Genomic DNA, 26,398 nt, shown 5'->3' with positions numbered 1-26,398 from the left:
GATCTCTCGCAGGCCGGCGCCGCTTCTCCCGCGCAGGCGCCCTCAGCGCCCGAAGAGGCCCTTCAGCTTCTTCTTCGCCTCGTCCTCGAGCCGCTTCTTCTGGCGCTCCGCCTCGTCGCGCGCCTTCCCCTCCGCCTCGGCCTTCTTCTTCGCGGCGACGTCCCCGACGTTCGCGCCCTCCGCGCCGACCGCGCGCCCGAGGGCGCCCGCCGCGGCCTGCTGGACGATGGCCTTCACCGCCCCGTCGAGCGAGAGCCCGTCGAGCCGCGGCTTCCAGGCCGGACCCGCCAGCCGGAACGCCACGGGGATCGGCGCCGTCGGCTTCGCGCGCCCGCCCGTCAGCTTCGAGATCAGCTCCGGCGAAAGCGAGAACGTCGCCGGCATCTCCAGCGTCCCGTCGAGCTTCACGCCGCCCTCGAGCGAGAGCGCGCCCTCGCCGGTCTCCGCGCGGAGCGGCTTCGAGAGCGAGGCGAGGCTGTTCGCGATCTTGAGCCCGAACGGCAGCTCCTTGCCGAGAGAGGTCGCGCCCCGCTCCGGCAGCTTCGAGGCGGCGAACGGGAGCTTCGACGCGAGCGGCGCCGCGATGGACGCGACGAGGTCCTTCCCGTAGAACGCGCCGCCCTTCAGGACGCCGTCCACGCCCCCCGTGACCGACTCCGACAGGAGCCCGAGCTTCCAGCCCTTCCCGCCCAGCTTCAGGCCCGCGTCGAGCGTCCCGCCGAGCACCTTGTGGTCGCCGAGGAGCTTCAGGACCTCCTCCCCCGCGACGCCCTTCAGATCGAGGGCGACCTCGAACGGCGCGTCGGGGCGCGCCACCGCGAGGTGCGTCCCGGCGGCCGAGACGGTGCCACCGAACGCCTCGAGCCGCGCCTGCTCGAGGGTCACCTCGTCGCCCTGGACCCGCACCCGCAGCGTGACGTTCCGGGCCTCGACCTTGCTCATGCGCAGCTGGCCGAGGCGCAGGTCCGCGACGCCGGAGAGCCCCGCGAACGCGGCGGGGTCGAGGGGCTTCGTCTCGGGCGGCTTCTTGCCCTTCTCGGACGGCGGCGTGGGGAGGAGCAGCTCGTCGAGGTCGAGGCGATCGCCGCGGAGCTCCGCCTCGAAGCGCGTCGTGGCCTTCGGGCCCTTGCCCGCGAGGTCCACCTTCGCCTTCCCGTCGAGCCGCGAGCGCAGGAGCGTGAGCTGGAGGGTGTCGAGCCGCACCTCCTGGCCTTCGCCCGCCTGGCGATACGCGCCGGCCGCGCGGGCCGAGAGCGGGTCGCCCGGCTTCTTCGCGAGCGTGCCGCCCGGGCGGAGATCCGCCCCGGCGAGATCGAGCGCCGCGTCGAAGCGGACGCGCCCGCCCGACTGCGCGGCGTCCGCCCGCACCACGAGCGTCATCGGCGCGCCCGCCGCCTTCGCGAGCTGCGCGGGCACGACGAGCCGCACCGGCGTGAGGTCGACGCGCATCTCCGCCGTCTGCGCGGTCTCCCCGCCCGAGCCCCGCACGACGAGCCCCACCGGGCCCGCGATCACCACGCCGCCCATCTGCTTGCGCAGCGGGGGGTAGTAGGCCGCGAGCGCCTCGGGATCGAGGCCGTGCCCGACGATCTCGAGGCCCTCGAACTTCGGCGCGTCTCCCTTGAGTCCGGTCGCGCGGCCCTTGCCCACGAGGGAGGCGGGGCCCGCCGTGAAGACGAGCTTCCCGATGCGGAGGTCGCCCGCCTGCGCGTCCGCCTCGAGGTCCGCGTCGAGGCCGACGTCGAGGGCCTTCCCACCCTCCTGCCCCGCGAAGGCGAGCTGCGTCGCGCGGAACCCGCCCTTCACCCGGAGCGGCCCCGCGCCACCGGGGACGGCCGCGCCGAGCTTCGCGGAGAGATCGGCCTGGAAGCGTCCGCCCCGGAAGCCCGCCGAGGGGGGCAGGAAAGGCGCGAGGGGGTCGAGGACGATCGGCTCCACCTTCAGCACGATCTCCTCCGGCACGGGCTCGAGCGACGCGGGCAGCGGGGCCGCCTTCACGCGCAGCTCCAGGTTCTGCTTCGCGGCGAGCACCGCGGCGCGCACGACGAGCTCGAGCGGCTTGCCGGTCTCGAGGTCCTTCACCTCGACGTCGAGGTCGTCGACGGCGAGCTCCTTCGCGTTCGGCACGGTCCGGTCGAGGAAGGCGATGCGCGCGTTCTCGACGGCCGCGCGGTCGACGCGCAGCAGGCGGAGGGTCGGCTCCTTCGAGGGGGCGGGGGCCTCCGGCTCGGCCGGCTTGGCGCCCTTCGCCAGCCGGTCCGCGACGCGCTGCGCGTTGGTCGTGCCGTCCGGCAGCTTCACGACGTTGACGTGCAGGCCCTCCACGACGGCCTCGCGGACGTGGACCTCCTTGCCGCCCGTCAGGATCGCGCGGAGGAGGTCCGCCTTCACCTCCACCCGCCGGACCTCGGCGAGGGGCAGGGGCTCCCCCTCTCCTGCCCCCACCGCGACGTCGGTGACGCGCACGCCGAGCCCGCCCCAGAGCCGCGTCGCGACGCCGCCGATCTCGACGGGCCGGCCGAGCTGCTGGGAGAGGGCCGCTGCCTGCTTGCGCGCCTGCGAGAGCAGGATCCGGTCGAGGGCGAACAGCAGCCCGACCACGGCGACGACGAGGACGAGGAGGACGGCACCGAGGATCTTCGGCCAGCGCCTGCGCGTGCGGGGCTCGGACATGCGCGGAGGCTACGGCAGGAGCGGACCTCTGTCAGCGACTCCGGTGCGGTGCGCGCGGGGCTCGCGCGGGGGACGCAGGGCGCGACATCGTTGAAATCCTCCGTCGTCCGGGATACATACGACCCAGAGCGCCGACCGGACGTCAGATCCCGGGACGCGGCGCATCCACCACATCGCGAGCCGTATCGCCGCCGAGCAGACGCGAGGAGCGTCGCCGGCGCTGCCCCCAAGGCCAGGAGCCCATGTTGGAGAGACCGCAGCATCACGAGAACCGCGCCGGCGGGCGAGGTAACAAGCGCCGTCGCCAGCGCCCCGTCCGCGGGCCGGGGGGCCGCCGCCCGGAGCGTATCCAGCTGACCGAGGAGGGAGTGCCCGCCGCGACGCCCGACTCTCCGCCCGTCTCGCCGGTCGTGTTCGTCTCGGACGACACGCGCGCGCGCTACCCCTGGATCCCGGGGCGCGTCATCGCGGGCAGCGTGTGGCGCGGGCCGGACCACATCCGAGTCCGGGTCGACGAGAACGGCAACGCGGCGCCGTGGAAGACGGTTCGCCGCGGAGGCTGAAGCCGCGCCGAGCTCCACCCGGCGGTCGCGCCGCACCTGGCGCGGCGGTCGGTCGAAAGCGAGGGCACCCGCTTCTCCGGCCGCCGTCGATGAGGCAGACTCGCGCACATGCTCGAGACCGCCATCGCACTGGTCGCCTTGTTCCTCGTGATGCTGGGCGGCCGCGCGCTGTTCCGGCGGAGCTCGGCGGCGCCGCGCGAGCGCGCTTCGACGGCGGGCGGCGCCCTCGTGCTGCGTCCGCTGCGCCGGAACGGGGTGATGCTCGGGATCGGCGCGCTCCTCCCCACGATCGTGCTCGCGGGGCTGGTGACGCGGGTCTGGGTCGGGGGGCAGACGGGCGTCCCCGGGCTCCTCCTCGGCGCCGCCGCCACGCTCGCGATGCTCGCCGTCACCGCGCACCAGTTCGCCTCGGCGTTCCGCCAGCGCATCGTCGTGCACGACACGTTCATCGAGCGCGTCGGGGTGCTCACGCGCCGCAACGTGAGCTGGACCTCCGTCTCGAGCGTCGCCTACAACCCGCTCCAGCGGTGGTTCTACCTGACGCTCTCCGACGGCTCGCACCTGTGGCTCTCCGAGACGCTGCGCGGCGCCGGGGAGTTCGCCGAGATCGCGCTCCGCAGGCTCCCCGAGGGCGCGCTGCGCGCCGACCCCGTGGCGCGGGAGGTGCTCGAGGAGCTCGCGGCCACGGCGGCCGAGGGGGCCCGGACCGCCGAGGCGGACCAGCGGGCCTGACAGCGTTGCTCGCTCGGGTCGAGCCCGTCGCGAGGCGCTCGAGCAGGATCCTTCGCCGCGCGCGGCGCGAGCGCTCACAGCGCTCGCCTCCGCCGGGACCGACACGTAGCCCTCCGCCGCGCTGCCTTCCGGGGGTCGGCTCGGACGAGGCACTCCGCGGACGCCCGCGTCCGCTCGGGCCGCGCGCGTGTGCGCCGGTCTCCTTCGTTTGTCCACCAACGGACAGGCGAACGCCCGATTCGACCCCGCCCGCAAGTCCCGCCGTCCCGGGATTCCCCTCACCCGCCGAATGCTGCTCTCCTCGCGCGGCGGGTCGGTCGACCGGAGACGAATGGAACCCGAGATCCGGGCGGCGTTGCTGAAGCTCTACCTCGAGCAGCTCCGCACCTTCGGCGACGGGGACGCGGCGTCGATCCGCGGCGACGTGCGGACCGAGACCGTCCGCCGCGTGGAGGAGGCGCCCGCGGCGGGCTGGCTGCCCATCGCGTTCGAGGTCGAGATCGTGCAGGCCGTGCAGCGGCGCCGGGGCGACGACGGCGTGCGCGAGCTCGGCCGCGCGCTCGGGCGCGTCGCCACCGAGACGCCGGTGCTCCGGCCGCTCGTGACGGCGACGCTCGCGATGCTGGGCCGCCGGCCCGAGGTGCTCGCCTGGATCGCGGCGAAGGGCTGGAACGTCGCGACGCGCAACGCGGGGCACGCGACCTACCTGCGGCGCGGGCCGGGGCTCGTCCACGTCGTGCTCGAAGACCTCCCGCCCGTCTCGCGCGACCGCGCGCACCTCCTGCGGTCGTGCGGAGGGATCGAGGGGCTCTACGCCTGGGCGGGGCGCGCGGCGCGGGTGGATCTCGTATGGGAGCCCGGCACCGACCGCGCGATCTTCGTGAGCTCCTGGGGCTGAGGCGACGTCCCGACGGACCCCGCCGGCGCCTGGACCCGCGACGGCTGGCGAACGCACCCGAGGGCGCGGTCTCGCGCCAGCTACCTCACGATCACCCAGACGGGCTTGCCGAGCGCGTCGATGCGCCAGCGGAGCATGAGCTGCGCATGCCCCCAGCCCTCCGGACCGCGCGAGAGCCCGCTCTCGAGCGCCCCCGGGGTGAAGTCGAGGCGGAGGCCGGTGACCACGAGGAAGCTCGCCACGCTCGCGAGCGGCTCGATGTGCGCGCGGGAGAGGAGGTGCGCCGCGAGCTCCGTCCGCTTCCCGCGGGACGACACCCGCGGCTCGTAGCCCGGCACGGACACGCGCGGCTGGCACACGTCGCCGACGCACGCGGGCGGCGCGGCGGCGTCCCCCGCGGCCGGGCGGGTCGCGGCGCCGGAGGCGGCGAGCCGGAGCGCTGCGGAGGGGGCGACGAGCTGTCGCTCGAGCGGGCGGAGCACGACGCCGCCAGCGCTCGAGGCGCTGCTGGCGAGCACGGCGACGAGGGGCATCCACGCGAGGGGCATCCCTTCACCCCTAGGGACCCACCGGTACGCCTTCAACGGCCCGTCCGTGCCTGCGGGCCGCCGCCCCGCTCGCTCGACCTCACGGCTCACGTGCGCACCACGGGCCCCACCTCGACCTGGAGCCCCGCCGCCTCCAGCCGATCGAGCAGCAGGAGCCCGACCGCGGTCGCGGGCGTGAGCACGCCGCCCGCCGGCGCGCGCGGGAGCGCTTCGCGCTGGGTGGCGAGGGCGAGCGCCGCCTCGCAGAGCGTCATGACGGTCACCCGGCTGCCGGGATCCCCGCGGGCGCGCAGCGTCGCGAGCACCTTCCGCCCGGAGGCCGCCTCACCGACGAGCCGCAGCCGCATGGCCCCGAGCTCGCGTGCCGCCGGCGAGGGGCCCTCTCCGGGCGCCGGTCCGAAGCGGCGCAGGAGCGCCCGCACCCGCTCCGCCGCGAGCGCGCGCTCGAAGAGGCGGAGCCCGAGCCGCGCCGCCTCTGCGCCGAGGCGAGAGCGGTACTCGGCGGCCTCCTCGTAGGCGAACTCCGGGCCGTAGCCGCGCCCGACCGCCTCGAGGAGCGCGTTGGAGCGCCGCACGACGCGGGTGTTCACCCGCGCCATCGGAAACGGCGCGAGCCAGACCTGCCGGACCGGGTCGCGCCGGACGGCGAAGAGGTCGGCGCTGCGCGCCCGCTCGGCGCCGGTCCGGTGCTCCGCCGGGTTGAGGAGCAGCACGTCGCGGCCGACGACGAGCTCGCCCGTCTCGGCCGAGTGGAGCACCGTGGCGAGCGTCCCGCCGCCGTAGCCGCCCCGGAGCGCGAAGCTCGCGCTCACGCGCCTCGTGTCCTGCCCCCAGCGATCCCGGATGAACGACGCGACGAGGAGCGCGCCGAGATCGGAGGGGACCGAGTCGAACCCGCAGAACGGCACGATGCGCGTGCCCGCGAGCGCGGCGGCCTCGTGGTGGCGATCGACCAGGCCGCGCACCCACGCGGTCTCGCCCGTGATGTCCACGTAGTCGACGCGGTGCCGGACGCACGCGTCCACCACCGGCCCGCCGTGGTGCGCGAAGGGACCGACGGTCGTGGCGAGCACGCGGGTGCCGGCGGCCATCGCGTCGATCGACCCGGGATCCGCGCTGTCCGCGACGACGAGCCCGCTCGCGTGCGCCTCCGCCTTCACGAGCTCGAGCCGTGCGCCGCTGCGGCCGGCGACCGCCCAGCGTAGCCCGGGCGGCGCGTGCTCCGACAGGTAGCGCGCCGCCAGCCGGCCGGTGAAGCCGGTCGCGCCGAACAGCGTCACGTCGTACGGCCTGCCGGCCACCTCGAAGCCCCCGCCCGCGTCCTCGAGGCACTCCTCTCACCCCCGCCGGCCGCGTGCACTCGCCTGGGCGGGTTCACCCCGGCGAGGGCGCGCCCGCGCGCCCGCCCGTGAGCGCGCGCTCGGGCACCCTCGCCGGCGCGCCGCCGTCTCGACACGGGCGCGCTCCGCCCCGGCGAGCGCTACGAGCCCGTCCTCGCCCTGGGGAGGGACCGCGGCTCTGCGTCGGTCGCGGCGCCGGAGCGCCACGCGACCCAGCCGGCGCCGTCCTCGAGCGCCGGACGGCTCGCGGCGGGCGGAGGCGGCGGCGCCGGCTGCGCCAGGACCTTCGGCGCGGGCTTCGCCTTCGGCGTCGCGGCGCGCTCGAGCCCCTCCCGCACCCGGAAGAAGCCGACGAGCTGCTGGAGGGACGCCGCCTGCGCGGCCATCTCCTCGGCGGTGGAGGAGAGCTCCTCCGCGGCGGCCGAGTTTCGCTGGGTCGTCTGATCCACGATCGCCATCGCTCTCGAGACCTGCTCGACCCCCGCCGCCTGCTGCTGGGAGGCCGCGGCCACCTCCTGCACCAGCTCCGCGGTGCTCCGGATGCCCGGCACGAGCTCGCGGATGAGCGAGGCCGAGCGCTCCGCCACCGCCACGCTCGAGCCCGCGAGCGAGCCGATCTCCTTCGCCGCCTTCTGCGCGCGCTCGGCGAGCTTGCGCACCTCCGCGGCGACCACCGCGAACCCCCGGCCGTGCTCGCCCGCGCGGGCTGCCTCGATGGCCGCGTTCAGCGCGAGCAGGTTCGTCTGGTAGGCGATCTCCTCGACGACGGAGATCCGCTCGGTGATCGCCTTCATCGCCTGCACCGTCTCGGCGACCGCGCGCCCGCCCTCCTCCGCCCGCGCCGCGCCCGCGGTGGCCGCGGCGGCGGTCTCCCGCGCGCCCTCCGCGTTCCGGGCGATCGACGCGTTCATCTCCTCGAGGGAGGCGGTCGTCTCCTCCACGCTCGCGGCCTGCTCGCCCGTGCCCTGCGACAGGAGCTGCGACGTCTCGGAGACCTGCTGCGAGGCGCCCCCGAGCGCCTCCGAGCCCGCGCGCACCTCGGCGATGACCACCGCGAGCTTGTCCGCCATCCCGGCCATCGCCGCCTGGAGCCTGCCGAGCTCGTCGCGACGGGTGACCGCCACCGCCTCGCGCAGGTCGCCGCGGGCGACCCGCTCCACCACCCGGATGGCCCCGGCGAGCGGCCCGGTGATGCTGCGCACCACGATCGCCGCACCGAGGAAGAGGACGAGGACGATCGCGAGCGCCGCGCCGGCGATCCGCCGTGCCTCGAGCGCCGCCGCCGCCTCGAGATCGTCGACGTAGACGCCCGAGCCGACGATCCAGCCCCACGGCTCGAAAAGCTTCACGTACGAGACCTTGCGGACGGGGTCGCGCGAGCCCGGCTTGGGCCACAGGTAGGCGACCATTCCGGCGCCGTGGCGCCTCGCGGTGTCCACGAACTCGACGAAGAGCCGCTTGCCGCTGGGATCGACCTCGCTCGCGAGGTCCTTTCCGTCGAGCTCCGGCCTCATCGGATGGACGATCATGCGCGGGGCGAGGTCGTTCACCCAGAAGTACTCGTTCCCCTCGTAGCGCAGCGCGCGGATCGTCCGGATCGCGGCCGCCTGCGCTTCGGCCACGGGGATGCGTCCCTCCTCCGCGAGGCGGGCCTGCTCGCGGAGCACCCCGTGCACCGTCTCGACGGCGGCCCGGACCTTCGCCTCGCGCTCCTCCAGCATGCGCGACTCGACGACGCGCACGGCCTGCCAGACGAGCGCGGCGAGCGCCACGGCGCTCGCGCCCACGACGATGCGGAGCTTCGTGACGATGGTGAGGCTTCCCAGCAGGCGTTTCATGGGCGCTCCGGTCGTGGGGTGCAGGACCTGCGCGCTTGGAAGACCCGTACCGATGAGCGGCTCCGAGGCCGGGCGCGCGTTGACCGTGGAATCGAGCCCGTCTTTCCAATGGGTTCGGCGCGTCGGCCGACGCGCGCAGCGTCTGCGTCGACGCGCAGCGACCGGGAGTGCGGCCGGCCCCGGGTCCAATCCGCCCGGGGCACGTCGCCTCAGGCGACGCGCCAGGCGCGCGACCGCGGCGCGCGCACGCCCACCCGGCCGCATGCGATGGCATCGACCGTCAGTGAATGTCGCTCGCGGCGCCCGAGGGCGACCGCTGATGTCCCGAGGCTATCCGCCCTCCCTGACAGCGGCCGGCCCGCGAACTCCTTCGGGGCTCCCGGCGTCATTTCTTTGACTTCCCCACACGAGCGCCCTTGCGCGCCCGGGAGGCCCCCCTAGCTTGATCCCGAGTGGCAGGAGCGCGGTGGTGGGGCGTGACCGGAGAGCGTCATGGGTGTGCTGGAGAGGATCCGGATGATGACCGCGGAGCAGCGCGACGCGCTCCGCGCGATGGACGCGGAGGAGCGGCTCGCCGTCGAGATCGAGGATCTCGAGGTCGATCACCTCGCGGCGGAGGAGGCGTACCTCCGGCGGCGGGACCGGCTCCTGGGCCGCGAGGTCCCGGACGTGTACGCCGACGTCGAGAGCGCCCGCTCGATGCTGGAGCGCGTGCGCGCCGAGCGGCAGCGGCGCTTCGAGCGGCGGCGGATGGCGATCCTCGCCGGGCACGGCGTCGCCCGCGGCGTTCCCCCCTCGCAGCTCGACCTGCTCCCGAGCGAGTGAGCCGTCCCGTCCGGGGGCGCGGCGGTCGCCCTACCCGGCCTTGAGGCGCTCGCGCAGGGCTGGCACCGCCTGGAACAGGTCCGCGACGAGGCCGTAGTCGGCGATCTGGAAGATGGGCGCGTCCGCGTCCTTGTTGATCGCCACGATCACCTTCGCCCCCTTCATGCCCGCGACGTGCTGGATCGCGCCCGAGATCCCCGCGGCGACGTAGAGCTCCGGCGCGACCACCTTGCCGGTCTGCCCCACCTGCCAGTCGTTCGGCACCCAGCCGGCGTCGACCGCCGCGCGGGAGGCGCCCACCGCCGCGCCGAGGTCGTCGGCGAGCCCGGAGAGCGGGCCGAAGTCGCCCCGGGTGCCCCGGCCGCCCGCGACGACCACGCGCGCGTCGGTGAGCTCGGGCCGCTCGCTCTTCACCTCCTGCAGCTCCACGAAGCGCGTCCGGAGCGAGGCCGCGTCCACCGAGACCGGCAGCGGCGTGACCGAACCGCCCGGCGCCCGCGCCGCCGGCGCGAACTCCGTCGGGCGCACGCTGAACGCCTTCACCGTCCCGCGGAGCTCCACCTCCGCGATGACGTTCCCGGCCCACATCGGCCGGCGGAGCAGGATCTCCGCCCCCTCGCCCGCGACGGCGAGGACCTCGGTCGCGACCGCCGCGCCGAGCGCGACCGCAGCCCGGGGCAGGAGATCCTTTCCGTACGCGGTCGCGGCCGTGACGATCCAGCTCGCGCCGGCCACCCGCGCCGCGTCCGCGACCACCGGCGCGTGCGCCTCCGCGAGCGGGTGCGCCAGCACGGGCGCGTCGGCGAGGCGGACCGCGACGCCGTGCGCGGCGAGCTCCTCCGCGGCCGCGGCGGCGCCGCTGCCGAGGACGAGCGCGCTCACCGTTCCGCCGGTGCGGCGCGCCACCTCTCGCGCGGCGGTGAGCGCGGACAGGGTGGCCTTCCTGAGGGTGCCGCGGGACTGCTCGGCGACGACGAGGACGTTCGACATGGCGCGCTCGAAGGCCCTAGAGGACCTTCGCCTCGGCGTGAAGGCGGGTCCACAGCTCGGCGACGTCGGCGACCTTCACGCCGGCCTGCCGCCGCGGCGGGTCGAAGAGCCGCCGCACCACCACCGCCGGCGCGAGCTCCACGCCGAGCGAGGCCGCGGGGATCTCGCGCACCTCCTTCTTCTTCGCCTTCATGATCCCGGGCAGCGACGCGAAGCGCGGCTTGTTGAGCCGGAGGTCCACCGTCACGACCGCCGGCAGCGCGACGTCGAGCGTCTCGACGCCGCCGTCCACCTCCCGCACGACGAGGGCGCGCCCGCCGTCCGCCGCGAGGACCACGCCGGGCTGCTTCTTCTGCTCGGCCTCGCTCTCGAGGCTCTCCTTCTTGGAGGCGAACGTCGCCTGCGGCCAGCCGAGGCGCGCGGCGAGCATCTGGCCGGTCTGGTTCTGATCGTCGTCGATGGCCTGCTTGCCGAGCAGGACGAGGTCGGGCCGCTCCTGCGCGACGAGCGCCTGGAGCAGCGCCGAGCCCACCCCCGGGTCGAGCGCGCCGTCGTGACGGACGAGGAGGCCGCGATCGGCGCCCATCGCGAGCGCGGCGCGGAGCTCGACCATCGCCGCCGCCCCGCCGATGCTCGCCACGACCACCTCGCCGCCGTGCTTCTCCTTGAGCCGCAGGGCCTCCTCGACGGCGATCTCGTCGAAGGGGTTCATCTTGTAGTTCACGCCGTCGGTGACGATGCCGGTCCCGTCCGGCCTCGCCCTGATCCTCGACTCCGGGTCCTCGACGCGCTTCACGGTGACGAGCAGCTTGAGGGGCATCTCGGCAGTTCTCCTCTGCGGTGGACGGCGTGATCCGAATCGCGAACCGTCGTTCAGAGCGGGTAGCGCTCGGACTCGAGCGCGGCGGCGGCGAGCCGCCGCTTCGCGGGGAGCAGGCCGGTGGCGTCGTACTTCGTGTACCGGCGGATGCCGCCGAGGAGGACCGTGAGCGTGTCTCCCTCGGCGACGTAGAACGCGGCCCGGCGGGCGGCGGCGGCGATCTTCTCGACGGCCGCGAAGGTGTGCACCTTCACGGCGGCCGCCGCGTCCGCGCGCAGCGACTCCGTCAGGCGCGGCGAGATCTTCTCCGCCCTGAGGAGCGCGCTCTCGATCGCGAAGATCTGGATGGCCACGTCCGCGAGCGCGAGCAGCACCTCCTGCTCGTCCTTGAGCCCCTCCGCGTACCGCTGGACGGCGGCGCCTGACACCACGAGGAAGGTCTTCTTGAGGCCGCCGAGCACGGCCCGCTCGGCCGCGAAGGGCAGCGAGGGATCGAGCTCGTCGAGGGAGGGCGTCATGAGCCCCTCCAGCGCCTTCATCGCCTCCCGCTGCAGGGGCAGCTCGCCCTTCATCGCGCGGCGCAGGATGGTGCCCGGCACGAGGAGCCGGTTGATCTCGTTGGTGCCCTCGAAGATCCGGTTGATGCGCTCGTCCCGGTAGTACTTCTCCGCCGGGTACTCCTGGATGAACCCGTAGCCGCCGTGGATCTGGACCACCTCGTCGACCACGTCGGCGAGCACCTCGCTGCAGAACACCTTCGCGATCGCGCACTCGATCGCGTACTCCTCGATGCCCTGCTGGTAGGCCTCGTAGTAGCCCGCGGTGTCCTTCGGGATGGTGGCGAGCCGATCGTCGATGAGCCCGGCGAGCCGGTACACGAGCGACTCCGCGGCGAAGATGCCCGCGGTGAGGTCCGCGAGCTTCTCCTGGATGGCGCCGAAGCGGGCGATGGGCACGCCGAACTGCTTGCGCGCGTTCGCGTACGCGGCGCCGGTCCTGAACGCCAGCTTCGCCGCGCCGGTCACCGCCGCGCCGAGCTTGAAGCGGCCGACGTTGAGCACGTTGAAGGCGATCTTGTGCCCCTTGCCGATCTCGCCGAGCACGTTCTCGACCGGCACCTGGGCGCCCTCGAAGATGACCGAGGTCGTCGAGGAGCCCTTGATGCCGAGCTTCTTCTCCTCCGGGCCGACCGTGAGGCCCGGCGTCGATCGCTCGACGAGGAAGGCGGTGAAGTGCTTCTTGTCGATGCGCGCGAAGACCGTGAAGAGATCGGCGAAGCTGCCGTTCGTGATGAACTGCTTCGTGCCGTCGAGGACGTAGTGCTTGCCGTCGGGCGTGAGCGTCGCGGTGGTCTTCCCGCCGAGCGCGTCGCTCCCCGCCTCCGGCTCCGTCAGGCAGTACGCCGCGCTCCACTCGCCCGTCACGAGCTTGGAGAGGTACCGGTCCTTCTGCGCCTCGGTCCCGTAGTACACGAGGGGCAGCGTGCCGATGCCGCTGTGCGCCGCGTAGGACACGGAGAACGCGCCGGCCGCGCCCATGCGCTCCGCGGCGAGCATGCTCGTCGCCTTGTCGAGCGCGAGCCCGCCGTACGCCTCCGGCGCGTCGATCATGAGCAGGCCCGCCTCGCCCGCCTTGCGCATGAGCGCGGCGGAGAGCCCCGGCTCCTGGTGCTCGAGCCGGTCGAGCACGGGCGTCACGTCGTCGCGGACGAACTGGTCCGCGGTGTGCGCGATCTGCCGCTGCTCCTCCGTGAAGTCCTCCGGCGTGAAGACGTCGTCCTTCGTCGCCTCGGTGATGAGGTACTCCGCGCCCTTGAAGAGTCTCGCCGCCATGGTCACCTCCGGATGCCCTGTACGAAGCCGCGCGTCGCTAGGCGCGCTCGAAGACCGCCGCCGCGCCCATCCCGCCGCCGATGCACATCGACACGATCCCGTAGCGCTCTCCCGTCCGCGCGAGCCCGTGCAGCAGCGTCGCGGTGAGCTTGGCGCCGGTGCAGCCGAGCGGGTGGCCGAGGGCGATGGCGCCGCCCGTCGGGTTCACGCGCGCCGGGTCGAGGCCGAGCGCGCGCACGCAGGTGAGGGCCTGCACCGCGAAGGCCTCGTTGAGCTCCACCTGCCCGACGTCCGCCTGGCGGACGCCCGCCCGCGCGAGCGCGGCCGGGATGGCCTCGATCGGGCCGACGCCCATGATCTCCGGCGGCACGCCCTTCACCGCGTACGAGACGAACCGGCCGAGCGGCGTGAGCTTCGTGCGGGCGAGGAACGCCTCCGACACCACCAGGACCGCGGCCGCGCCGTCGGTCATCTGCGAGGCGTTCCCGGCCGTGACGCTCCCGTCCACCTTGAACGCGGGCTTGAGCCGCGCGAGCCCCTCTCGCGTCGTGTCGGCGCGGACGCCGTCGTCCGCGTCCACCCGCTCCTGCCGGCGCTCCAGCTTGCCGCCCACGAGCGCCACCCGCTCGACGTCCACCGGGGCGAGCTCGCCCGCGAACAGCCCCTTCGCCTGGGCGGCCGCGGCGCGCGCGTGGCTCTCCGCCGCGAGCGCGTCCTGGTCCTCGCGCGAGACGCGGTAGCGCGAGGCGACGAGCTCGGCGGTGACACCCATCGCGGCGTAGGACTCCGGCCAGTCCGCGGCGAGCCCGGGGTTCGCGCTGAACTTCGCGCCGCCCATCGGGACGAGGCTCATGCTCTCCGCGCCGCCCGCGACGATGGCGTCGGCGTGGCCGGCCAGGATCCGCTCGGCGGCGGTCGCGATCGCCTGGAGGCCCGAGGCGCAGAAGCGGTTCACCGTCTGGCCGGGGACCTCCACCGGCAGGCCCGCGCGCAGCGCCGCGACGCGGCCCAGGTTCATGCCTTGCTCGCCCTCCGGGAAGGCGCAGCCCATGATGACGTCCTCGACGGCGTGCGGCTCGACCCGCGCGCGCTCGAGGAGCGCGCGGATCGCCGTCGCGGCGAGGTCGTCCGGGCGGACGTCCCGGAGCTTTCCCTTCTTGGCCTTGCAGCCGGGGGTGCGGACTGCGGCGAGGACGTAGGCTCCACTCATGGCGATCACCTCTTGCCGTCGTTCAGTTGCGGAGCGGCTTGCCCTTCTTCAGCATGTGCTGGATCCGCTCGAGGGTCTTCCGCTCGCCGCAGAGGCGCAGGAAGGCCTCCCGCTCGAGGTCGAGCAGCCACTGCTCGGTGACGGCGGTGCCGGCGGGGACGTCGCCCCCGGTGATGACGCCGGCGATCGTCTTCCCGAGCTTCTCCTCGTACTCGGTGATGAAGCCGCCCATCCGCATGTTCCAGAGCTGGGTGGCGAGGCTCGCGGCGACGCTCCGGCCCGGCGCCCTCAGGTCCGTCGCCGGCTCGCCCGGGCGGTGGTTCGCGGCGAGCGCGAGGACGCGCGCCTTCGCGTCGTGCACCAGCCGGTCCGGCGAGAGCGTGACGCCGTCGCCCGGCCGGAGGAGCCCCATGCCGCGGAGCTCGTCGGCGGAGGCGCTCACCTTCGCGGTGGCGATGGTGGTGAAGTGCTTGAACAGGAAGGGAGAGACGTCCGTCTCGTACTGCTCCGCGAGCCGGATGGCGCGGAGCGCGAGCTCCTTCGTGCCGCCGCCGGCGGGCAGGAGCCCGACGCCGATCTCCACGAGCCCCATGTACGTCTCGGCGAGGGGGTTCATCGCGGTGGCGTGCAGGCAGACCTCGCAGCCGCCGCCGAGCGCGAGCCCGTGCGGCGCGGCCACCACCGGCACCCGCGCGTACTTCACCGCCATCATGGCCCGCTGGAACGCCCGCACGGTGAGCGCGATCTCGTCGTAGGCGCCCTCCGCGATGGCCATCGCCACGAGCATCAGGTTCGCGCCGGCCGAGAACGCCTGGCCCTGGTTCGCGATGACGAGCCCCTGGCCCTCCGTCTCGGCGCGCCGCAGCGCCTCGTGGACCATGGCGAGCACGTCGTTGCCGATGGCGTTCATCTTGGTGTGGAACTCGAGGCAGAAGACGCCGTCACCGAGATCCAGGACCGACGCGCCCGCGTTCCGCTCCACGACCGCGCCCGCCTTCGCGAGCACGGTGAGGTCGAGGTGGTCCGCCGGCCGCGGCACCTCCAGCCAGCCGCCGCCGTGGGCGAGGTCGACGAACCGCCGCTTCCCGCCCTCCTCCGAGTAGAAGGACGGCACGCCGTACAGGGCGGCCGGGACCTTCACGCCGTCCGCCTCGGCGCGCCGCACGAGCTCGGCGACGCCGATCGCGTCCATCATCTCGAAGGGCCCGAGCTCCCAGCCGAAGCCCCAGCGCATCGCGGCGTCGACGTTCACCACGTCGTCCGCGATCTCCGGGATCCGGGCGAAGGCGTAGAGGAGGGTGTCGCGCAGGCTCCGCCACGCGAACGTCGCGGCCGGATCGTTGCCGGCGAGCACGGCGCGGAGGCGCTTCCCCGGGTCGTCGATCCCCTTCGCCGCCTCCACCGACGGGAACCGCGGCTTCCTCGCCGGGACGTACTCGCCCGAGCGGTGGTCGAAGAAGAGGACCTGGCTCCCCTCCTGCCCCTTCGTCTTCTTGAAGAAGCCGCCCTTCGTCTTATTGCCGAGCAGCCCGCGCTGGATCATCCCCTCGACGAACTCGGGCAGGAGGAAGGAGGCGCGGCGCTCGTCCCCCGGCAACAGCTCGTACGAGTTCCGCGCGACGTGGGCGAGGGTGTCGAGGCCGACGAGGTCGGCGGTGCGGAAGGCCGCGCTCTTCGGGCGCGCGGTGGCCGGCCCGGCGACCGCGTCGACCTCCTCCACGGTGAGGCCGAGCTCCACCATGTGGTGGATGGCGTTGCACAGCGAGAACACGCCGATCCGGTTGGCGACGAAGTTCGGCGTGTCCTTGGCGGTGACGATGCCCTTCCCGAGCCGCACGCGGATGAGCTCCGCCATCCGCGCGACGACCGCCGGGTCGGTGTAGCGCGAGGAGACGAGCTCGACGAGCCGCATGTAGCGCGGGGGGTTGAAGAAGTGGGTGACGAGCAGGCGCGGCCGGAGCGGCTCGGGGAGCGCCTCCGCGAGCGCGTTCACCGAGAGCCCGCTCGTGTTCGTCGAGAGCACCACGTCGGGCCTGAGGTGCGGGGCGAGGCGCGCGAGGAGGGCCCGCTTCACCTCCAGGTTCTCGAGGACGACCTCGATCACCCAGTCGCAGTCGCGGAGGCGCGGCAGGTCGTCCTCGAGGTTGCCCACCTCGATGCGCGCCGCGTACGCGGGCAGGTAGAGCGGCGCGGGCGAGAGCTTCTCGAGCCCGGCCCGCGCGGCCGCGGCGAGCCGGTCGCGCACCGGCCGGTCCGAGAGCCCGAGCCCCGCCGCGCGCTCCTCCGCGGTCGGCTCCCTCGGGACGATGTCCAGCAGGAGCACGCGGAGCCCGGCGTTCGCGAGCTGGGCGGCGATCGTCGCCCCCATCACCCCCGACCCGAGCACCGCCACCTTCTCGATCCGTTCCATGGTCGCTCTCCCTGGTGGCGGGTCTTCGCGTGCGTGTCCGCGCATCGCGCTACACCTTCGGTTCATCCCGAGCCGCCCCCGGGGCGGGAGCGGCTCGGACGCGATCGGCTCCATTGCATCCAGCGCACCCGCACGCGGCCATCGGGCGCACCTGGGTACAACCCTGCGGGTTCGCGGACGATCGCCTTGCGGGCGCGGCCATCAGGCCCCCGACGGGGCGGCGCCTCGGTGCACCGCACGCGGAACAGGTATGCTCCGAACCCGGTACACCGCCGGCGCTGGGCCGGGAGCGTCGCGAACCCGAGGAGGAGCCCGATGGCCGCCGACGCGGACCGCCGCCCCATCGTCTGGGCGTTCAGCACGAGCCGCCTGCGCCACGTCTTCGAGAGCGTCGCTCCGCTCCTCGCGAACGTGGCGGAGGTCCGCGTCTTCGACAAGGGCTTCGAGGAGGCGCTGCAGGTGGCGCGGTCGCTCGTCGAGGCGGGCGAGGAGGTGGACGCGTTCGTCGCGGCCGGCGCCAACGGCGCGTACCTGCGGGACCACGCGGACGTGCCGGTGGTGGTGGTGATGGCCTCCACGGTGGACGCGCTCCAGGCGCTCGTGCAGGCCCGCAAGCTCTCGAACCGCATCGGCGTCGTGAACTTCCGGCGCGTCGTCGCGGGGATCGAGCAGAGCGCCGGCCTCATGAGCGACCTCGTCATCGAGCAGCGGCCCTACGTCACGCCGGAGGACGTGAAGGCGCACGTGGCGGACCTCGCCGCGCAGGGGTTCGGGGTGATCGTCGGCCCCGGGCCGGTGTGCGACTTCGCCGAGCGCCAGGGCCTGCCGGCGGTGCTGCTCTACGGGCAGGACTCGCTCTCGGAGGCGATCCGCCACGCCGCGGAGGTCGCCCGCATCGCCCGGGCCGCGGAGGCCAAGCGGCTCGAGGTCGAGCGCGTCCTCCGCCACCTCGACCTGGGGGTCCTCGCGGTGGACGGGGACGAGCGGATCCAGTCGCTCAACCCGGCGCTGCAGCGGGTCCTCGGGGTGACGAGCGCGGAGGTCACCGGCCGCCGCCTGTCGGCGATCGCGCCGGAGCTGTCGCTCGCGCGCGTGCTCGAGACCGGCACCCCGGAGCTCGACGTCGTCCAGCGGCTCGGCGGCCGCACGCTGGTGGTGAGCCGGCTGCCCCTGCGCGAGGCGGGCGTGCAGCGCGGCGCGCTCCTCACCTGTCAGGACTCCGCCGCCATCCAGCGGCTCGAGCGCGGCCTGCGCTCCGAGCACCGCCCGCCCCGCTTCGTCGCCCGCTTCGACCTCGCCGGCATCCTCGGGACCTCGCCCGCCATCGCGCGCGTGCGCGCGCTCGCCGAGCGCTACGCGCGCAGCGACGCGACCGTGCTCATCACCGGCGAGAGCGGCACCGGCAAGGAGATGGTCGCGCAGGGCATCCACCGCGCGAGCCGGCGGCGCGACCGGCCGTTCGTGGCGGTGAACTGCGCGGCGTTCCCGGAGACGCTGCTCGAGGCCGAGCTGTTCGGGCACGAGGAGGGCGCCTTCACGGGCGCCCGCCGCGGCGGGAGGCCGGGGCTCTTCGAGGCGGCGCACACCGGGACGATCTTCCTCGACGAGATCGGCGACGTGCCGACCACGCTCCAGACCCGGCTCCTGCGCGTCCTGCAGGAGCGGCAGGTGCTGCGCCTCGGCTCGAACGACCCGACGCCCGTGGACGTCCGCGTGATCGCGGCGACGCACCGGGACCTGCGCGGCGCGGTCGGGCGCGGGGAGTTCCGCGAGGACCTCTTCTACCGCCTCGCCATCCTCCCCCTGCACATCCCGCCGCTGCGCGAGCGCGGCGACGACGTGCAGGAGATCGCCTCCGACCTCCTCAAGCGCGCGCTGCTCCGGCACGGGGAACCCGACGCGCACCGCCGCGCGCTGGCGCTCGTCCTGCCGCGCCTCGCGGGCTACGGCTGGCCCGGCAACGTGCGCGAGCTCGAGAACGTGCTAGAGCGCGTCGCCGCGCTGTTCGTCGATCGCGGCCCCCGGACCCGGATCCCCGAGGAGGAGCTGCGCGCCGCGATGCCCGAGGTCTTCGAGCACCCCGTCCCCGCCCCCGCGGCCTCCAGCGCGGATCTGCGCGCGGCGCGCGACGCGCTGGAGCGGGCGCACGTCGAGCGCGTGCTCGCCGAGTGCGGCGGCAACCAGACCGAGGCCGCCCGCCGGCTCGGCATCGGCAGGACGACGCTCTACCGGAAGCTCGGGCGGGCGTGACCATCACCTAAACGATTCGCGAACAGGCGAGCGTAGCGAGCCCGCCGGGGCGGGGCCCCCGGGGCCGCGCCCCCCCGCCCCGCGGGGCCCCGGCCCCCGCGCGCGCCCGGGGGCCCCCCCGGGCAGGGGGCGACGCCGCTCGCGGCGGCGCACGGGACCCGGCGAGCCGGGGTGGGGCCCCGACGAGCTTCGCTCGGCGGGGCGGGGGACGCAGTCCCCCGTTTATCGGACTGCTTTCAGCGCAGTCTTGAGATCGGTGACGCCGAAGAAGACGGTGGTCTTCCGGGCGGGCGCCGTCCCGATGAACACGTGGGTGATGTCCACGCCGGCCTTGCCGATCGCGGTCGCCGCGCGTCCGAGGGCGCCCGGCTTGTCGGGCAGCTCGAGCTCCAGGACCTCCTGCTCCTCGGCCGGCCAGCCGCGCTTCGCGAGCACGCGCTTCGCAGCGGCCGCGCGGTCCACCACCATCCGCACGACGCCCTCGTTCCCCTCGACCCAGGCGTTCACCGCGCGCAGGTTCACCTGCTTCTCGCCCAGCGCGGCGGCGATCTCTCCCAGCATGCCCGGCCGGCTGGGCACGCGGATCTTCAGCTCCTTCGCTCTCGGCATCGTCTTCCTCCCGACCCGACATCGCAGCGCGCTGCGCCGCTCGGGGCAAGCTCACGCAGAGGGTGCGACTCTTCGTGCGCGCCGCCCTCGCGGAGACCCTCCCCATGGAGGGTCGGGCGTTCGCGGTAGATCGCTCGCCACAGTCACCGTGAGTCACTCGCCGGCCGGACACGGGCCGGGGGTCCACCCCCGGTGCGGGTCCGTCGGACGGGCGACAGGCGCCCGCCTGCACCGCTGCCTACCTTCCGAGCCATCCAGCCTTCGCCGGCCGTGTGCCGGGACATTGGGGGAAGCATGCAGTCGAGATCGCTCGCCGGCCTGATGCTCGCCGCGCTCGTCGCGGCCTGTTCCAGCTCGAGCCCGAGGAATGACCCGAAGCCCTGCAGCGAGACCTGCTCCGCGCCGAACCTCTGCGTGCGGGAGGTGTGCAGCCCACCCTCCTGCACGGACGGCGTGCGCGACGGCGGCGAGTCCGACGTGGACTGCGGCGGCGCCTGCGCGCCGTGCCCGAGCGGCGGCGCCTGCACCGTGCCGGGCGACTGCGACTCCGGCGTCTGCTCGGGCGGCGCGTGCGCCGCGCCGACCTGCTCGGACGGCGTGACCAACGGCGCCGAGTCCGACGTGGACTGCGGCGGCGCCTGCGCGCCCTGCCCGGACGGCGCGGGCTGCGAGGGCGCGGGGGACTGCGCGTCCGGCGTGTGCGTGTCCGGCGCGTGCGCCGCGCCGACCTGCGGCGATCTGGTGAGGAACGGTGACGAGACCGGCACCGACTGCGGCGGGCCCACCTGCGCCTCGTGCCCGAACGGCGGCGGGTGCGGCAGCGGTGCCGACTGCGCCTCGGGCACCTGCGCCGGCGGCATCTGCGTGGCTCCGAGCTGCACCGACGGGAAGCTGAACGGGGACGAGACCGGCACCGACTGCGGCGGCACCTGCCCGCCGTGCGGCGCGGGGCAGGCCTGCGGCGTCCCGGCCGACTGCGCCTCGCAGGTGTGCACCGGCGGCGCGTGCCAGGCGCCGTCCTGCACGGACCTCGTGAAGAACGGCGACGAGAGCGACGTGGACTGCGGCGGCAGCGCGTGCGCGGGCTGCGTCGACGGGTTCTCCTGCGGGGCTCCCGCCGACTGCGCCTCGGGGAAGTGCATCGCCGGCGTCTGCTACCCGCAGTTCTGCGGGAACGGGCGGCTGGACGGCGACGAGACGGACGTCGACTGCGGCGGGTCGTGTGCTCCTTGCGGCGACGGCGGGGCCTGCATCACCCCCGAGGACTGCTCCTCCGGCGTCTGCGCCGGCAACGCCTGCCAGGCCCCGACCTGCAGCGACGGCGTGAAGAACGGCGCCGAGACGGACGTGGACTGCGGCGGACCGACCTGCAATGCCTGCACGACGGGCTACCAGTGCGCGACCGGCACGGACTGCACCTCCGGCATCTGCGCGGACGGCGCCTGCCAGGCCCCGACCTGCGCCGATCAGGTGAGGAACGGGTTCGAGACCGGCGTGGACTGCGGCGGCTCCTGCGCCGGGTGCGCGGACGGCGGGCCCTGCAACGCCGGCCCTGACTGCGCGTCCGGCGTGTGCACCGGGAACGTCTGCCAGCCCCCGACCTGCACGGACGGCGTGAAGAACGGGGCGGAGACCGGCAAGGACTGCGGCGGCGGTACCTGCGCCGCCTGCGCGAACCGCGAGGGCTGCGCGAGCGACGCGGACTGCGCCTCCGGAGTCTGCGCGAGCGGCGTGTGCGTCGCCCCGACCTGCACGAACGGCCAGCCCGATCCGGGCGAGACCGGCCTCGACTGCGGCGGCCCGGATTGCGCTCCGTGCGGAGACGGCGGCGGCTGCGGGATCGGGAGCGACTGCGCGTCGAGCGTCTGCACGGGCGGCGTCTGCACGCCGGCGACCTGCGCCGACGGGACGAAGAACGGGAGCGAGAGCGACGTGGACTGCGGCGGCACGTGCCCGGACTGCGGCGCGAGCCGGGCCTGCGCCACCGCGTCGGACTGCGCCTCGCGGGTCTGCGTGAGCGGCGTGTGCCGCGCGCCGGCCTGCACGGACGCCGTGAAGAACGGGAGCGAGAGCGACGTGGACTGCGGCGGGACCTGCCCGCAGTGTCCGCTGGGCCGGACCTGCACGACCCCCGCCGACTGCAACGCCGGCGCGTGCGTGGCCGGCAAGTGCTCCGCCTCGAGCTGCGTCGCGCTGAAGCGCACCGGGCTCAAGTTCCCCACCGGCACGTACCCCATCGCGCCGAACGGGACCTCCGCGCTCACCGCCTACTGCGACATGCGCACGCTCGGCGGCGGCTGGACGCTGGTCCTCCGCTCCACGCGCGGGGCGGAGTATCCGGCGAGCCTCGCCTACACGCAGTCCTACTCGGACTGGCTCACGTCCGGCGTGGGGAGCCCGGTGGTCGCGCCGAAGGTGCTCTCGGACCAGTACGTGTTCCCGCTCGAGGAGCTGCGCCGCCTCACCCTCCTCCGGAACGCGTACCTGCGCTTCTCCGCGGACGGCGTCACGCAGGTCGCGCGGCTCCGCAAGGCGAGGCTGGCCGCGGACTACGCCATCGCCGGCCAGAACGCGCTCGCGGTCGCCGAGGCGCTGTGCGGGCCGCAGTCCACCACGAGCTGCTTCCTGCGCGATCGCGGGATGCCGTTCGCCGCGCCGGGCAGCCCGGCCGGCCCGGCCGACGCGTGCGTCGCCGCGAACGGCGGCGTCGGGTTCTGGTACGACCCGAACGGCTGCTACTCGCACGATCCGTTCCGCGTGGAGGACGGGGCGGCGTTCTCGGGGACGACGGCGGCGCCGGCGACGCAGCACTGGACGTGGTGGGTGCGCTGACGGCGAGCAGCGTCCGGGACGGCGCCCTGCCGCCCCGGGCGCTCTGGCCGCGCGCGGTGGCGGGCGCGCCCCTCACGCTCGGTGGGCGGGCGCGCCGACCACCTCGCGGAACGCCGCGGGCATCGTCACGACCCGGCGCGCCGCGTAGTCGAAGAAGACGATCCCGGTCTTCACCCGCGCGATCTCCTGCCCCGTCGCGACGTCCGCGATCCGGTACAGGAGATCGCAGCCGCGCGTCCGGACGTCGTCCGCGGCGAGCTCGACCGCGAGCGTCATGCCGTACCGGCCCTCGGCCCGGTACACGATGGCCGCGTCGACCATGATGATCCCGGCGCCCGCCACGTCGAGCTCCGTGAAGCCGTGGGCCGCGAGGAAGCGGACGCGCGCCTCGTGCGCGATGGAGAGGACGGCGTCGTTGCCGAGGTGGCCGCCGTAGTTCACGTCGCCGATGCGGACGGGGAGCTCGGTGCGGAAGAGGAACGTGTCCGGGAGCGCGATCTCGACGCGGGCCATCGCCCACCCGTACCGCGAAAGCGCCCGCGCGGGCGAGGACGACCGTCGCCGGCGGCAGCGCCGCGCGTGAGACGGGAGCTCTGCCGAGGTATGGCGCGCGCGTGACGGCAAACCCTCCCCGCCCGCTGCGCGTGCGCCTGCCCGTCCGCCCGGCGGCGCTGACCGCCGCCGCGTTGTCCTGGCCCCCGCTCCCCGGGTAGGCTGCCGCGCGCATGATCCCCATCAGGTGTTCGCTACTCGTCGCCGCCCTCGCCCTGGCCGGGCCCGCGCTCGCGCAGTCGTACCTCATGAAGCCGGGCGCGGAGACGGCGGCCAGCGGAGAGGCGGCCCCGGGGGCCGGGACGAAATCGACGGCAGGCTGCCACTGCTTCCGCGATCGCACCTTCGAGCTCGAGCGCCCGGCCGCAGCCGACCCGTACATCCTCGCGACGACGCGCAGCTCGCTCCTCTCCGCGGCGTTCGGTCCCGGCAAGGCGAGCCTCGTCCAGGCGGTGATGACCGGGACCGCGCCCGAGGACCTGTGGATCGCGCACTTCGCCGCGGCGCGATCCGGCGGCGATGCGGGCGCGCTGCTCGAGGCGAAGGGCGCGAAGGGCGCCTGGAAGCCGGCGCTCGCGGGCGCGAAGGGGCTCGACGGCCCGTTCGCGGCCGCGCTCGCGCGCGGCGCGCCGGATCGAGAGCTCGCCGGGATCGCCGTGGACGACGTGCTCGTCCGCCGTGCCGGCGCGAGCGCGGAGGCCGTGCGCGCGGTGCGGCAGGCGGGCGCGTCCACGGAGGAGACGATCCTCGCCACCGTCCTCTCGAGGAAGCTCGGCTCCCCGGCCGTGCCGCTCGTGCAGAAGGTCCGGAGTGGCCAGGCGACCTGGGGCCGCGTGCTGAACGACGCGGGCCTCGTGCCGAAGCAGATGGACGGGATCGTGCGCGAGATCGTGCGCTGATCCTGGTGCGCGGCGCTGCCCGTTCACGCGGCGCGCCCGTCCCGCAGGGCGCGGGCTCGCTCGCGCGCGCGCCGGAGCGGCTCGGGCATGAGGGTGCCCAGCGTCGTCGCCAGGACGAGGCCCGCCGCGACGTCGGGCGTCGTCCGCCACGCCGCGTGCGCCACGATCGGCCGGACGCCTCGGCGGATCCGCAGCCAGCACGCGAGCTCCTCGCCGTCGCGTGCGAGCGGAGCCCGCGCGCCGGCGCGGTCCTCCGGCGGTGGTCCCGCCGCGACGAGCGGTCTCTGCGTCACGCCGATCGAGGGCACGTCGAGGATCGCGCCCAGCATGACGGCGAGCCCCGCGCCGCGCGGGTGATCGCGCCCGGCCGCGTGGACGAGGAGCACGTCCGGGGGCTCGGGCAGGGCGGCGACGGCCGCGGCGAGGAGCGGCCCCTCGCGCAGCGCGAGCAGCCCGCTCTCGAACCCGGCGCCGAGAGGACCGCTCGCGTCCCCGTACACGAGCACGCACGGCGCCCCGGCGCCCACCTCCACGAGCGCAGCGGCGGCGAACCCGTCCTCGCCCTCGCCTCCCGTCCTCCCGCGCCCCGCGACGAGGGCGCAGCCGGCGACGCGGAGCCGCTCGCCCTCCCACCGCCACGGCGGCGGGCGCGTCCGACCGAGCGACGCCTGTGCCGCCTCGAGCTCCGCCCGCGTGCGCGGCCAGGCCGGCGGCGAGGCGGTGCTCAAGGCTTCTTCTTCTGGTACGTCCCCATGAGCCGCGCCTCCTCGAGGACGTGCCCCTTCATCGCCGCCTCGAGCTTCGCCTTCGTCGGGTGTCCGAGATCCGGCAGCTCGGTGTCGAGCGCATACAGCTTGAAGAAGTAGCGGTGCCGCCCGATGGGCGGGCACGGGCCGCCGTAGCCGGTCCGCTTCCAGTCGTTCGTCCCCTCGCGCGCGCCCGCCGGCAGCGCCTTCGCCTGGGCGGCCTCCGGGAGGCCCTTCGCGTCCGGCGCGAGCCCGTAGAGCACCCAGTGCACGTAGGTCATCTTGGGCGCCTTCGGGTCCGGCGCGTCCGGATCGTCCACGATGAGCGCGAGGCTCTTCGCGCCGGCCGGGATCCCCGACCACGCGAGCGCGGGCGAGGTGTCCTTGCCCTCGCACGTGTGGACGAGCGGGATCTCGCCTCCGTCCTCGAACGCGGTGGAGCGGATCGACATCGCCATGGCGCCTCCCCTCTCTCCCGCCGCGGTGATCGACTCCGTCGCCGCGGCCACGAGCACCCCTCGGCGCACCCGCGCCCCGGGCGTCACAGGTTGACCGTCTTCATCCCCGCCTCCGGGTAGCGCTCACCGGCGGCGGCCCCCTTCGGCGCGATCCGATCGATGCGCGCGAGCTCCTCCGGCGTGAGCCGGATCGAGGCGGCGGCGACGTTCTCCTCGAGGTACTTGCGCCGCTTGGTGCCCGGGATGGGCACGAGGTCCTCGCCGCGCGCGAGGACCCAGGCGAGCGCGAGCTGCGACGGGGTCACCCCGCGGCCCTCGGCGAGCTTGCGGACGTGCTCCACGAGCTCGAGGTTCTTCGCGAAGTTCTCCCCCTGGAAGCGCGGCGCGTTCCGCCGGTAGTCGCCCTCGGGGAGGTCGGCGGGCGAGCGGAACCGACCCGAGAGGAAGCCGCGGCCGAGGGGGCTGTAGGCCACGAAGCCGATCCCGAGCGCGCGCACGGTCGGGAGGATCTCGTCCTCCGGGTCGCGGCTCCAGAGCGAGTACTCGGACTGGAGGGCGCTGATCGGGTGGACGGCGTGCGCCCGCCGGATCGTCGCCGGCGCGGCCTCGGAGAGGCCGAGGTAGCGCACCTTGCCGGCGCGCACGAGCTCCGCCATCGCGCCCACGGTGTCCTCGATGGGCACCGTCGGGTCGACGCGGTGCTGGTAGTAGAGGTCGATGACGTCCACCCCCAGCCGCCGCAGCGACGCGTCGCACGCGCTGCGCACGTAGTCCGGCTTGCCGTTCACGCCGACCCAGGTCCCGTCCGCGCGCCGCTCGTTCCCGAACTTCGTCGCGAGCACCACGCGATCGCGCCGGTCGCGGATCGCCCGCCCGACGAGCTCCTCGTTCTTGAAGGGGCCGTACATGTCGGCGGTGTCGAGGAAGTCGACCCCGAGCTCGAGCGCCCGGTGGATCGTGGCGATCGACTCCGCCTCGTCGCCTGGGCCGTAGAACTCGCTCATCCCCATGCAGCCGAGGCCCATCGCCGACACCGAGAGCCCCTGCTTCCCGAGCCTGCGCTTCTGCATTGCCCACCTCCGACGTGGAGTGGTGCTCCCGTCGCCCGCCGCGCGCAACCGCCGTCGTGTCGCAGCGCCGGCGGTCGGGGGACGTGCGGCAGGCGCGCCGGTTCCTTATCACTCCGGCGAAGGACCCGGAGGCAGGATGGACATCGACCCCATCGCGGTGATCGGCGCGCTCGTGCTCACGCTCCTCGGCGTGCTGCTGACGGGCCCCGGGCTGTGGAGCGAGAAGTGGGGCTGGGGGATGCTCGACCGGCGCAAGGACGAGCGGGAGAAGCCCATCGAGTGAGCCGCCTGGGGCCCGCGGTC

General features: G+C 74.8%; 22 protein-coding genes. 8 read left to right on the top strand and 14 right to left on the bottom strand.

The window, feature by feature from the left end:
* Window positions 1–42 precede the first annotated feature (42 nt).
* Window positions 43–2,673 carry an AsmA-like C-terminal region-containing protein gene (locus MNZ29_RS09280; protein WP_242354977.1) on the bottom strand — a complete coding sequence of 877 codons (2,631 nt, stop codon included), beginning with the start codon at window positions 2,671–2,673 and terminating at the stop codon, window positions 43–45.
* 368 nt (window positions 2,674–3,041) lie between these two features.
* Here MNZ29_RS09280 and MNZ29_RS09275 point away from each other — a divergent pair, with 368 nt between their 5' ends.
* The 3 genes from MNZ29_RS09275 to MNZ29_RS09265 all read left to right on the top strand — a co-directional run bounded on the left by MNZ29_RS09275 (window position 3,042) and on the right by MNZ29_RS09265 (window position 4,866).
* Entirely contained in the window at window positions 3,042–3,236 is a 195-nt protein-coding gene (locus MNZ29_RS09275) for a hypothetical protein (RefSeq protein ID WP_242335126.1), read from the top strand.
* A gap of 108 nt (window positions 3,237–3,344) precedes the next feature.
* Window positions 3,345–3,968: a PH domain-containing protein gene (locus MNZ29_RS09270; protein ID WP_242335124.1), complete on the top strand. Its 624-nt coding sequence runs from the start codon at window positions 3,345–3,347 to the stop codon at window positions 3,966–3,968.
* A 331-nt stretch (window positions 3,969–4,299) separates the two neighbouring features.
* The gene (locus MNZ29_RS09265; RefSeq protein WP_242335122.1) at window positions 4,300–4,866 is read left to right on the top strand and encodes a hypothetical protein; all 567 of its coding nucleotides are present in this window, start codon (window positions 4,300–4,302) and stop codon (window positions 4,864–4,866) included.
* Between the two features lie 80 nt (window positions 4,867–4,946).
* On the opposite strand, the gene MNZ29_RS09260 is transcribed toward MNZ29_RS09265, so the two are convergent.
* The 3 genes from MNZ29_RS09260 to MNZ29_RS09250 form a co-directional block, all read right to left on the bottom strand.
* The gene (locus MNZ29_RS09260) at window positions 4,947–5,414 is read right to left on the bottom strand and encodes a hypothetical protein (protein ID WP_242335120.1); all 468 of its coding nucleotides are present in this window, start codon (window positions 5,412–5,414) and stop codon (window positions 4,947–4,949) included.
* 86 nt (window positions 5,415–5,500) lie between these two features.
* Window positions 5,501–6,715, bottom strand: a complete 1,215-nt coding sequence (locus MNZ29_RS09255; protein WP_242335119.1) for a trans-acting enoyl reductase family protein — start codon at window positions 6,713–6,715, stop codon at window positions 5,501–5,503.
* A gap of 179 nt (window positions 6,716–6,894) precedes the next feature.
* A complete protein-coding gene (locus tag MNZ29_RS09250) occupies window positions 6,895–8,592 on the bottom strand; it encodes a methyl-accepting chemotaxis protein (RefSeq protein ID WP_242335117.1) in 1,698 nt (565 codons plus the stop codon).
* Between the two features lie 516 nt (window positions 8,593–9,108).
* On the opposite strand from MNZ29_RS09250, the gene MNZ29_RS09245 reads away from it, so the two are divergent.
* Window positions 9,109–9,417, top strand: coding sequence for a hypothetical protein (locus MNZ29_RS09245; RefSeq protein ID WP_242335115.1), 309 nt, complete (start codon window positions 9,109–9,111; stop codon window positions 9,415–9,417).
* Between the two features lie 30 nt (window positions 9,418–9,447).
* Here the strand turns inward: MNZ29_RS09245 and MNZ29_RS09240 are convergent, their stop codons facing one another.
* From MNZ29_RS09240 to MNZ29_RS09220, 5 genes are read right to left on the bottom strand one after another with little or no spacing between them, the layout of a single operon-like run.
* Window positions 9,448–10,407 (bottom strand): electron transfer flavoprotein subunit alpha/FixB family protein, encoded by a 960-nt coding sequence (locus tag MNZ29_RS09240; protein WP_242335113.1) that lies wholly within the window; start codon window positions 10,405–10,407, stop codon window positions 9,448–9,450.
* A 16-nt stretch (window positions 10,408–10,423) separates the two neighbouring features.
* Entirely contained in the window at window positions 10,424–11,227 is an 804-nt protein-coding gene (locus MNZ29_RS09235) for an electron transfer flavoprotein subunit beta/FixA family protein (RefSeq protein WP_242335111.1), read from the bottom strand.
* Window positions 11,228–11,280: 53 nt separating this feature from the next.
* Window positions 11,281–13,059: an acyl-CoA dehydrogenase family protein gene (locus tag MNZ29_RS09230; protein WP_242335110.1), complete on the bottom strand. Its 1,779-nt coding sequence runs from the start codon at window positions 13,057–13,059 to the stop codon at window positions 11,281–11,283.
* Between the two features lie 37 nt (window positions 13,060–13,096).
* On the bottom strand, window positions 13,097–14,269 hold the full coding sequence (locus MNZ29_RS09225) for an acetyl-CoA C-acyltransferase (protein ID WP_242335109.1): 1,173 nt from the start codon (window positions 14,267–14,269) through the stop codon (window positions 13,097–13,099).
* Window positions 14,270–14,291: 22 nt separating this feature from the next.
* Window positions 14,292–16,679 (bottom strand): 3-hydroxyacyl-CoA dehydrogenase/enoyl-CoA hydratase family protein, encoded by a 2,388-nt coding sequence (locus MNZ29_RS09220; RefSeq protein ID WP_242335108.1) that lies wholly within the window; start codon window positions 16,677–16,679, stop codon window positions 14,292–14,294.
* A gap of 315 nt (window positions 16,680–16,994) precedes the next feature.
* Between MNZ29_RS09220 and prpR the strand changes: the two genes are divergently transcribed.
* Window positions 16,995–18,929, top strand: coding sequence for a propionate catabolism operon regulatory protein PrpR (prpR, locus tag MNZ29_RS09215; RefSeq protein WP_242354975.1), 1,935 nt, complete (start codon window positions 16,995–16,997; stop codon window positions 18,927–18,929).
* Window positions 18,930–19,151: 222 nt separating this feature from the next.
* Here prpR and MNZ29_RS09210 read toward each other — a convergent pair whose 3' ends face one another.
* Window positions 19,152–19,538, bottom strand: coding sequence for an ACT domain-containing protein (locus tag MNZ29_RS09210; protein WP_242335106.1), 387 nt, complete (start codon window positions 19,536–19,538; stop codon window positions 19,152–19,154).
* 294 nt (window positions 19,539–19,832) lie between these two features.
* Between MNZ29_RS09210 and MNZ29_RS09205 the strand changes: the two genes are divergently transcribed.
* Window positions 19,833–22,370 carry a fibrinogen-related protein gene (locus MNZ29_RS09205; protein WP_242335105.1) on the top strand — a complete coding sequence of 846 codons (2,538 nt, stop codon included), beginning with the start codon at window positions 19,833–19,835 and terminating at the stop codon, window positions 22,368–22,370.
* A gap of 72 nt (window positions 22,371–22,442) precedes the next feature.
* Here the strand turns inward: MNZ29_RS09205 and MNZ29_RS09200 are convergent, their stop codons facing one another.
* A complete protein-coding gene (locus MNZ29_RS09200) occupies window positions 22,443–22,883 on the bottom strand; it encodes a thioesterase family protein (RefSeq protein WP_242335104.1) in 441 nt (146 codons plus the stop codon).
* Window positions 22,884–23,095: 212 nt separating this feature from the next.
* Here MNZ29_RS09200 and MNZ29_RS09195 point away from each other — a divergent pair, with 212 nt between their 5' ends.
* A complete protein-coding gene (locus tag MNZ29_RS09195; protein ID WP_242335103.1) occupies window positions 23,096–23,821 on the top strand; it encodes a hypothetical protein in 726 nt (241 codons plus the stop codon).
* Between the two features lie 23 nt (window positions 23,822–23,844).
* Here MNZ29_RS09195 and MNZ29_RS09190 read toward each other — a convergent pair whose 3' ends face one another.
* The 3 genes from MNZ29_RS09190 to MNZ29_RS09180 form a co-directional block, all read right to left on the bottom strand.
* Entirely contained in the window at window positions 23,845–24,549 is a 705-nt protein-coding gene (locus MNZ29_RS09190) for an endonuclease V (RefSeq protein ID WP_242335102.1), read from the bottom strand.
* Complete coding sequence (locus MNZ29_RS09185; protein WP_242335101.1) at window positions 24,546–25,025, bottom strand: YbhB/YbcL family Raf kinase inhibitor-like protein; 480 nt, start codon at window positions 25,023–25,025, stop codon at window positions 24,546–24,548. Before MNZ29_RS09185 ends, MNZ29_RS09190 begins: the two co-directional genes overlap by 4 nt.
* A gap of 83 nt (window positions 25,026–25,108) precedes the next feature.
* On the bottom strand, window positions 25,109–26,095 hold the full coding sequence (locus MNZ29_RS09180; protein ID WP_242335100.1) for an aldo/keto reductase: 987 nt from the start codon (window positions 26,093–26,095) through the stop codon (window positions 25,109–25,111).
* A 136-nt stretch (window positions 26,096–26,231) separates the two neighbouring features.
* Here MNZ29_RS09180 and MNZ29_RS09175 point away from each other — a divergent pair, with 136 nt between their 5' ends.
* Entirely contained in the window at window positions 26,232–26,378 is a 147-nt protein-coding gene (locus MNZ29_RS09175) for a hypothetical protein (protein WP_242335099.1), read from the top strand.
* The last annotated feature ends 20 nt before the right edge of the window (window positions 26,379–26,398 follow it).

This window comes from Anaeromyxobacter sp. SG64, from assembly GCF_022690745.1.
Taxonomy (GTDB): domain Bacteria; phylum Myxococcota; class Myxococcia; order Myxococcales; family Anaeromyxobacteraceae; genus Anaeromyxobacter; species Anaeromyxobacter soli.
This window is presented reverse-complemented; position numbering and strand designations above follow the sequence as displayed.

Coding starts and splice junctions, on each gene's coding strand:
- MNZ29_RS09280 (WP_242354977.1), bottom strand. CDS start 2,673: ATGTCCGAGCCCCGCACGCGCAGGCGCTGGCCGAAGATCCTCGGTGCC.
- MNZ29_RS09270 (WP_242335124.1), top strand. CDS start 3,345: ATGCTCGAGACCGCCATCGCACTGGTCGCCTTGTTCCTCGTGATGCTG.
- MNZ29_RS09265 (WP_242335122.1), top strand. CDS start 4,300: ATGGAACCCGAGATCCGGGCGGCGTTGCTGAAGCTCTACCTCGAGCAG.
- MNZ29_RS09260 (WP_242335120.1), bottom strand. CDS start 5,414: ATGCCCCTCGCGTGGATGCCCCTCGTCGCCGTGCTCGCCAGCAGCGCC.
- MNZ29_RS09250 (WP_242335117.1), bottom strand. CDS start 8,592: ATGAAACGCCTGCTGGGAAGCCTCACCATCGTCACGAAGCTCCGCATC.
- MNZ29_RS09245 (WP_242335115.1), top strand. CDS start 9,109: ATGATGACCGCGGAGCAGCGCGACGCGCTCCGCGCGATGGACGCGGAG.
- MNZ29_RS09240 (WP_242335113.1), bottom strand. CDS start 10,407: ATGTCGAACGTCCTCGTCGTCGCCGAGCAGTCCCGCGGCACCCTCAGG.
- MNZ29_RS09235 (WP_242335111.1), bottom strand. CDS start 11,227: ATGCCCCTCAAGCTGCTCGTCACCGTGAAGCGCGTCGAGGACCCGGAG.
- MNZ29_RS09230 (WP_242335110.1), bottom strand. CDS start 13,059: ATGGCGGCGAGACTCTTCAAGGGCGCGGAGTACCTCATCACCGAGGCG.
- MNZ29_RS09225 (WP_242335109.1), bottom strand. CDS start 14,269: ATGAGTGGAGCCTACGTCCTCGCCGCAGTCCGCACCCCCGGCTGCAAG.
- MNZ29_RS09220 (WP_242335108.1), bottom strand. CDS start 16,679: ATGGAACGGATCGAGAAGGTGGCGGTGCTCGGGTCGGGGGTGATGGGG.
- prpR (WP_242354975.1), top strand. CDS start 16,995: ATGGCCGCCGACGCGGACCGCCGCCCCATCGTCTGGGCGTTCAGCACG.
- MNZ29_RS09210 (WP_242335106.1), bottom strand. CDS start 19,538: ATGCCGAGAGCGAAGGAGCTGAAGATCCGCGTGCCCAGCCGGCCGGGC.
- MNZ29_RS09205 (WP_242335105.1), top strand. CDS start 19,833: ATGCAGTCGAGATCGCTCGCCGGCCTGATGCTCGCCGCGCTCGTCGCG.
- MNZ29_RS09200 (WP_242335104.1), bottom strand. CDS start 22,883: ATGGCCCGCGTCGAGATCGCGCTCCCGGACACGTTCCTCTTCCGCACC.
- MNZ29_RS09195 (WP_242335103.1), top strand. CDS start 23,096: ATGATCCCCATCAGGTGTTCGCTACTCGTCGCCGCCCTCGCCCTGGCC.
- MNZ29_RS09185 (WP_242335101.1), bottom strand. CDS start 25,025: ATGGCGATGTCGATCCGCTCCACCGCGTTCGAGGACGGAGGCGAGATC.
- MNZ29_RS09180 (WP_242335100.1), bottom strand. CDS start 26,095: ATGCAGAAGCGCAGGCTCGGGAAGCAGGGGCTCTCGGTGTCGGCGATG.
- MNZ29_RS09175 (WP_242335099.1), top strand. CDS start 26,232: ATGGACATCGACCCCATCGCGGTGATCGGCGCGCTCGTGCTCACGCTC.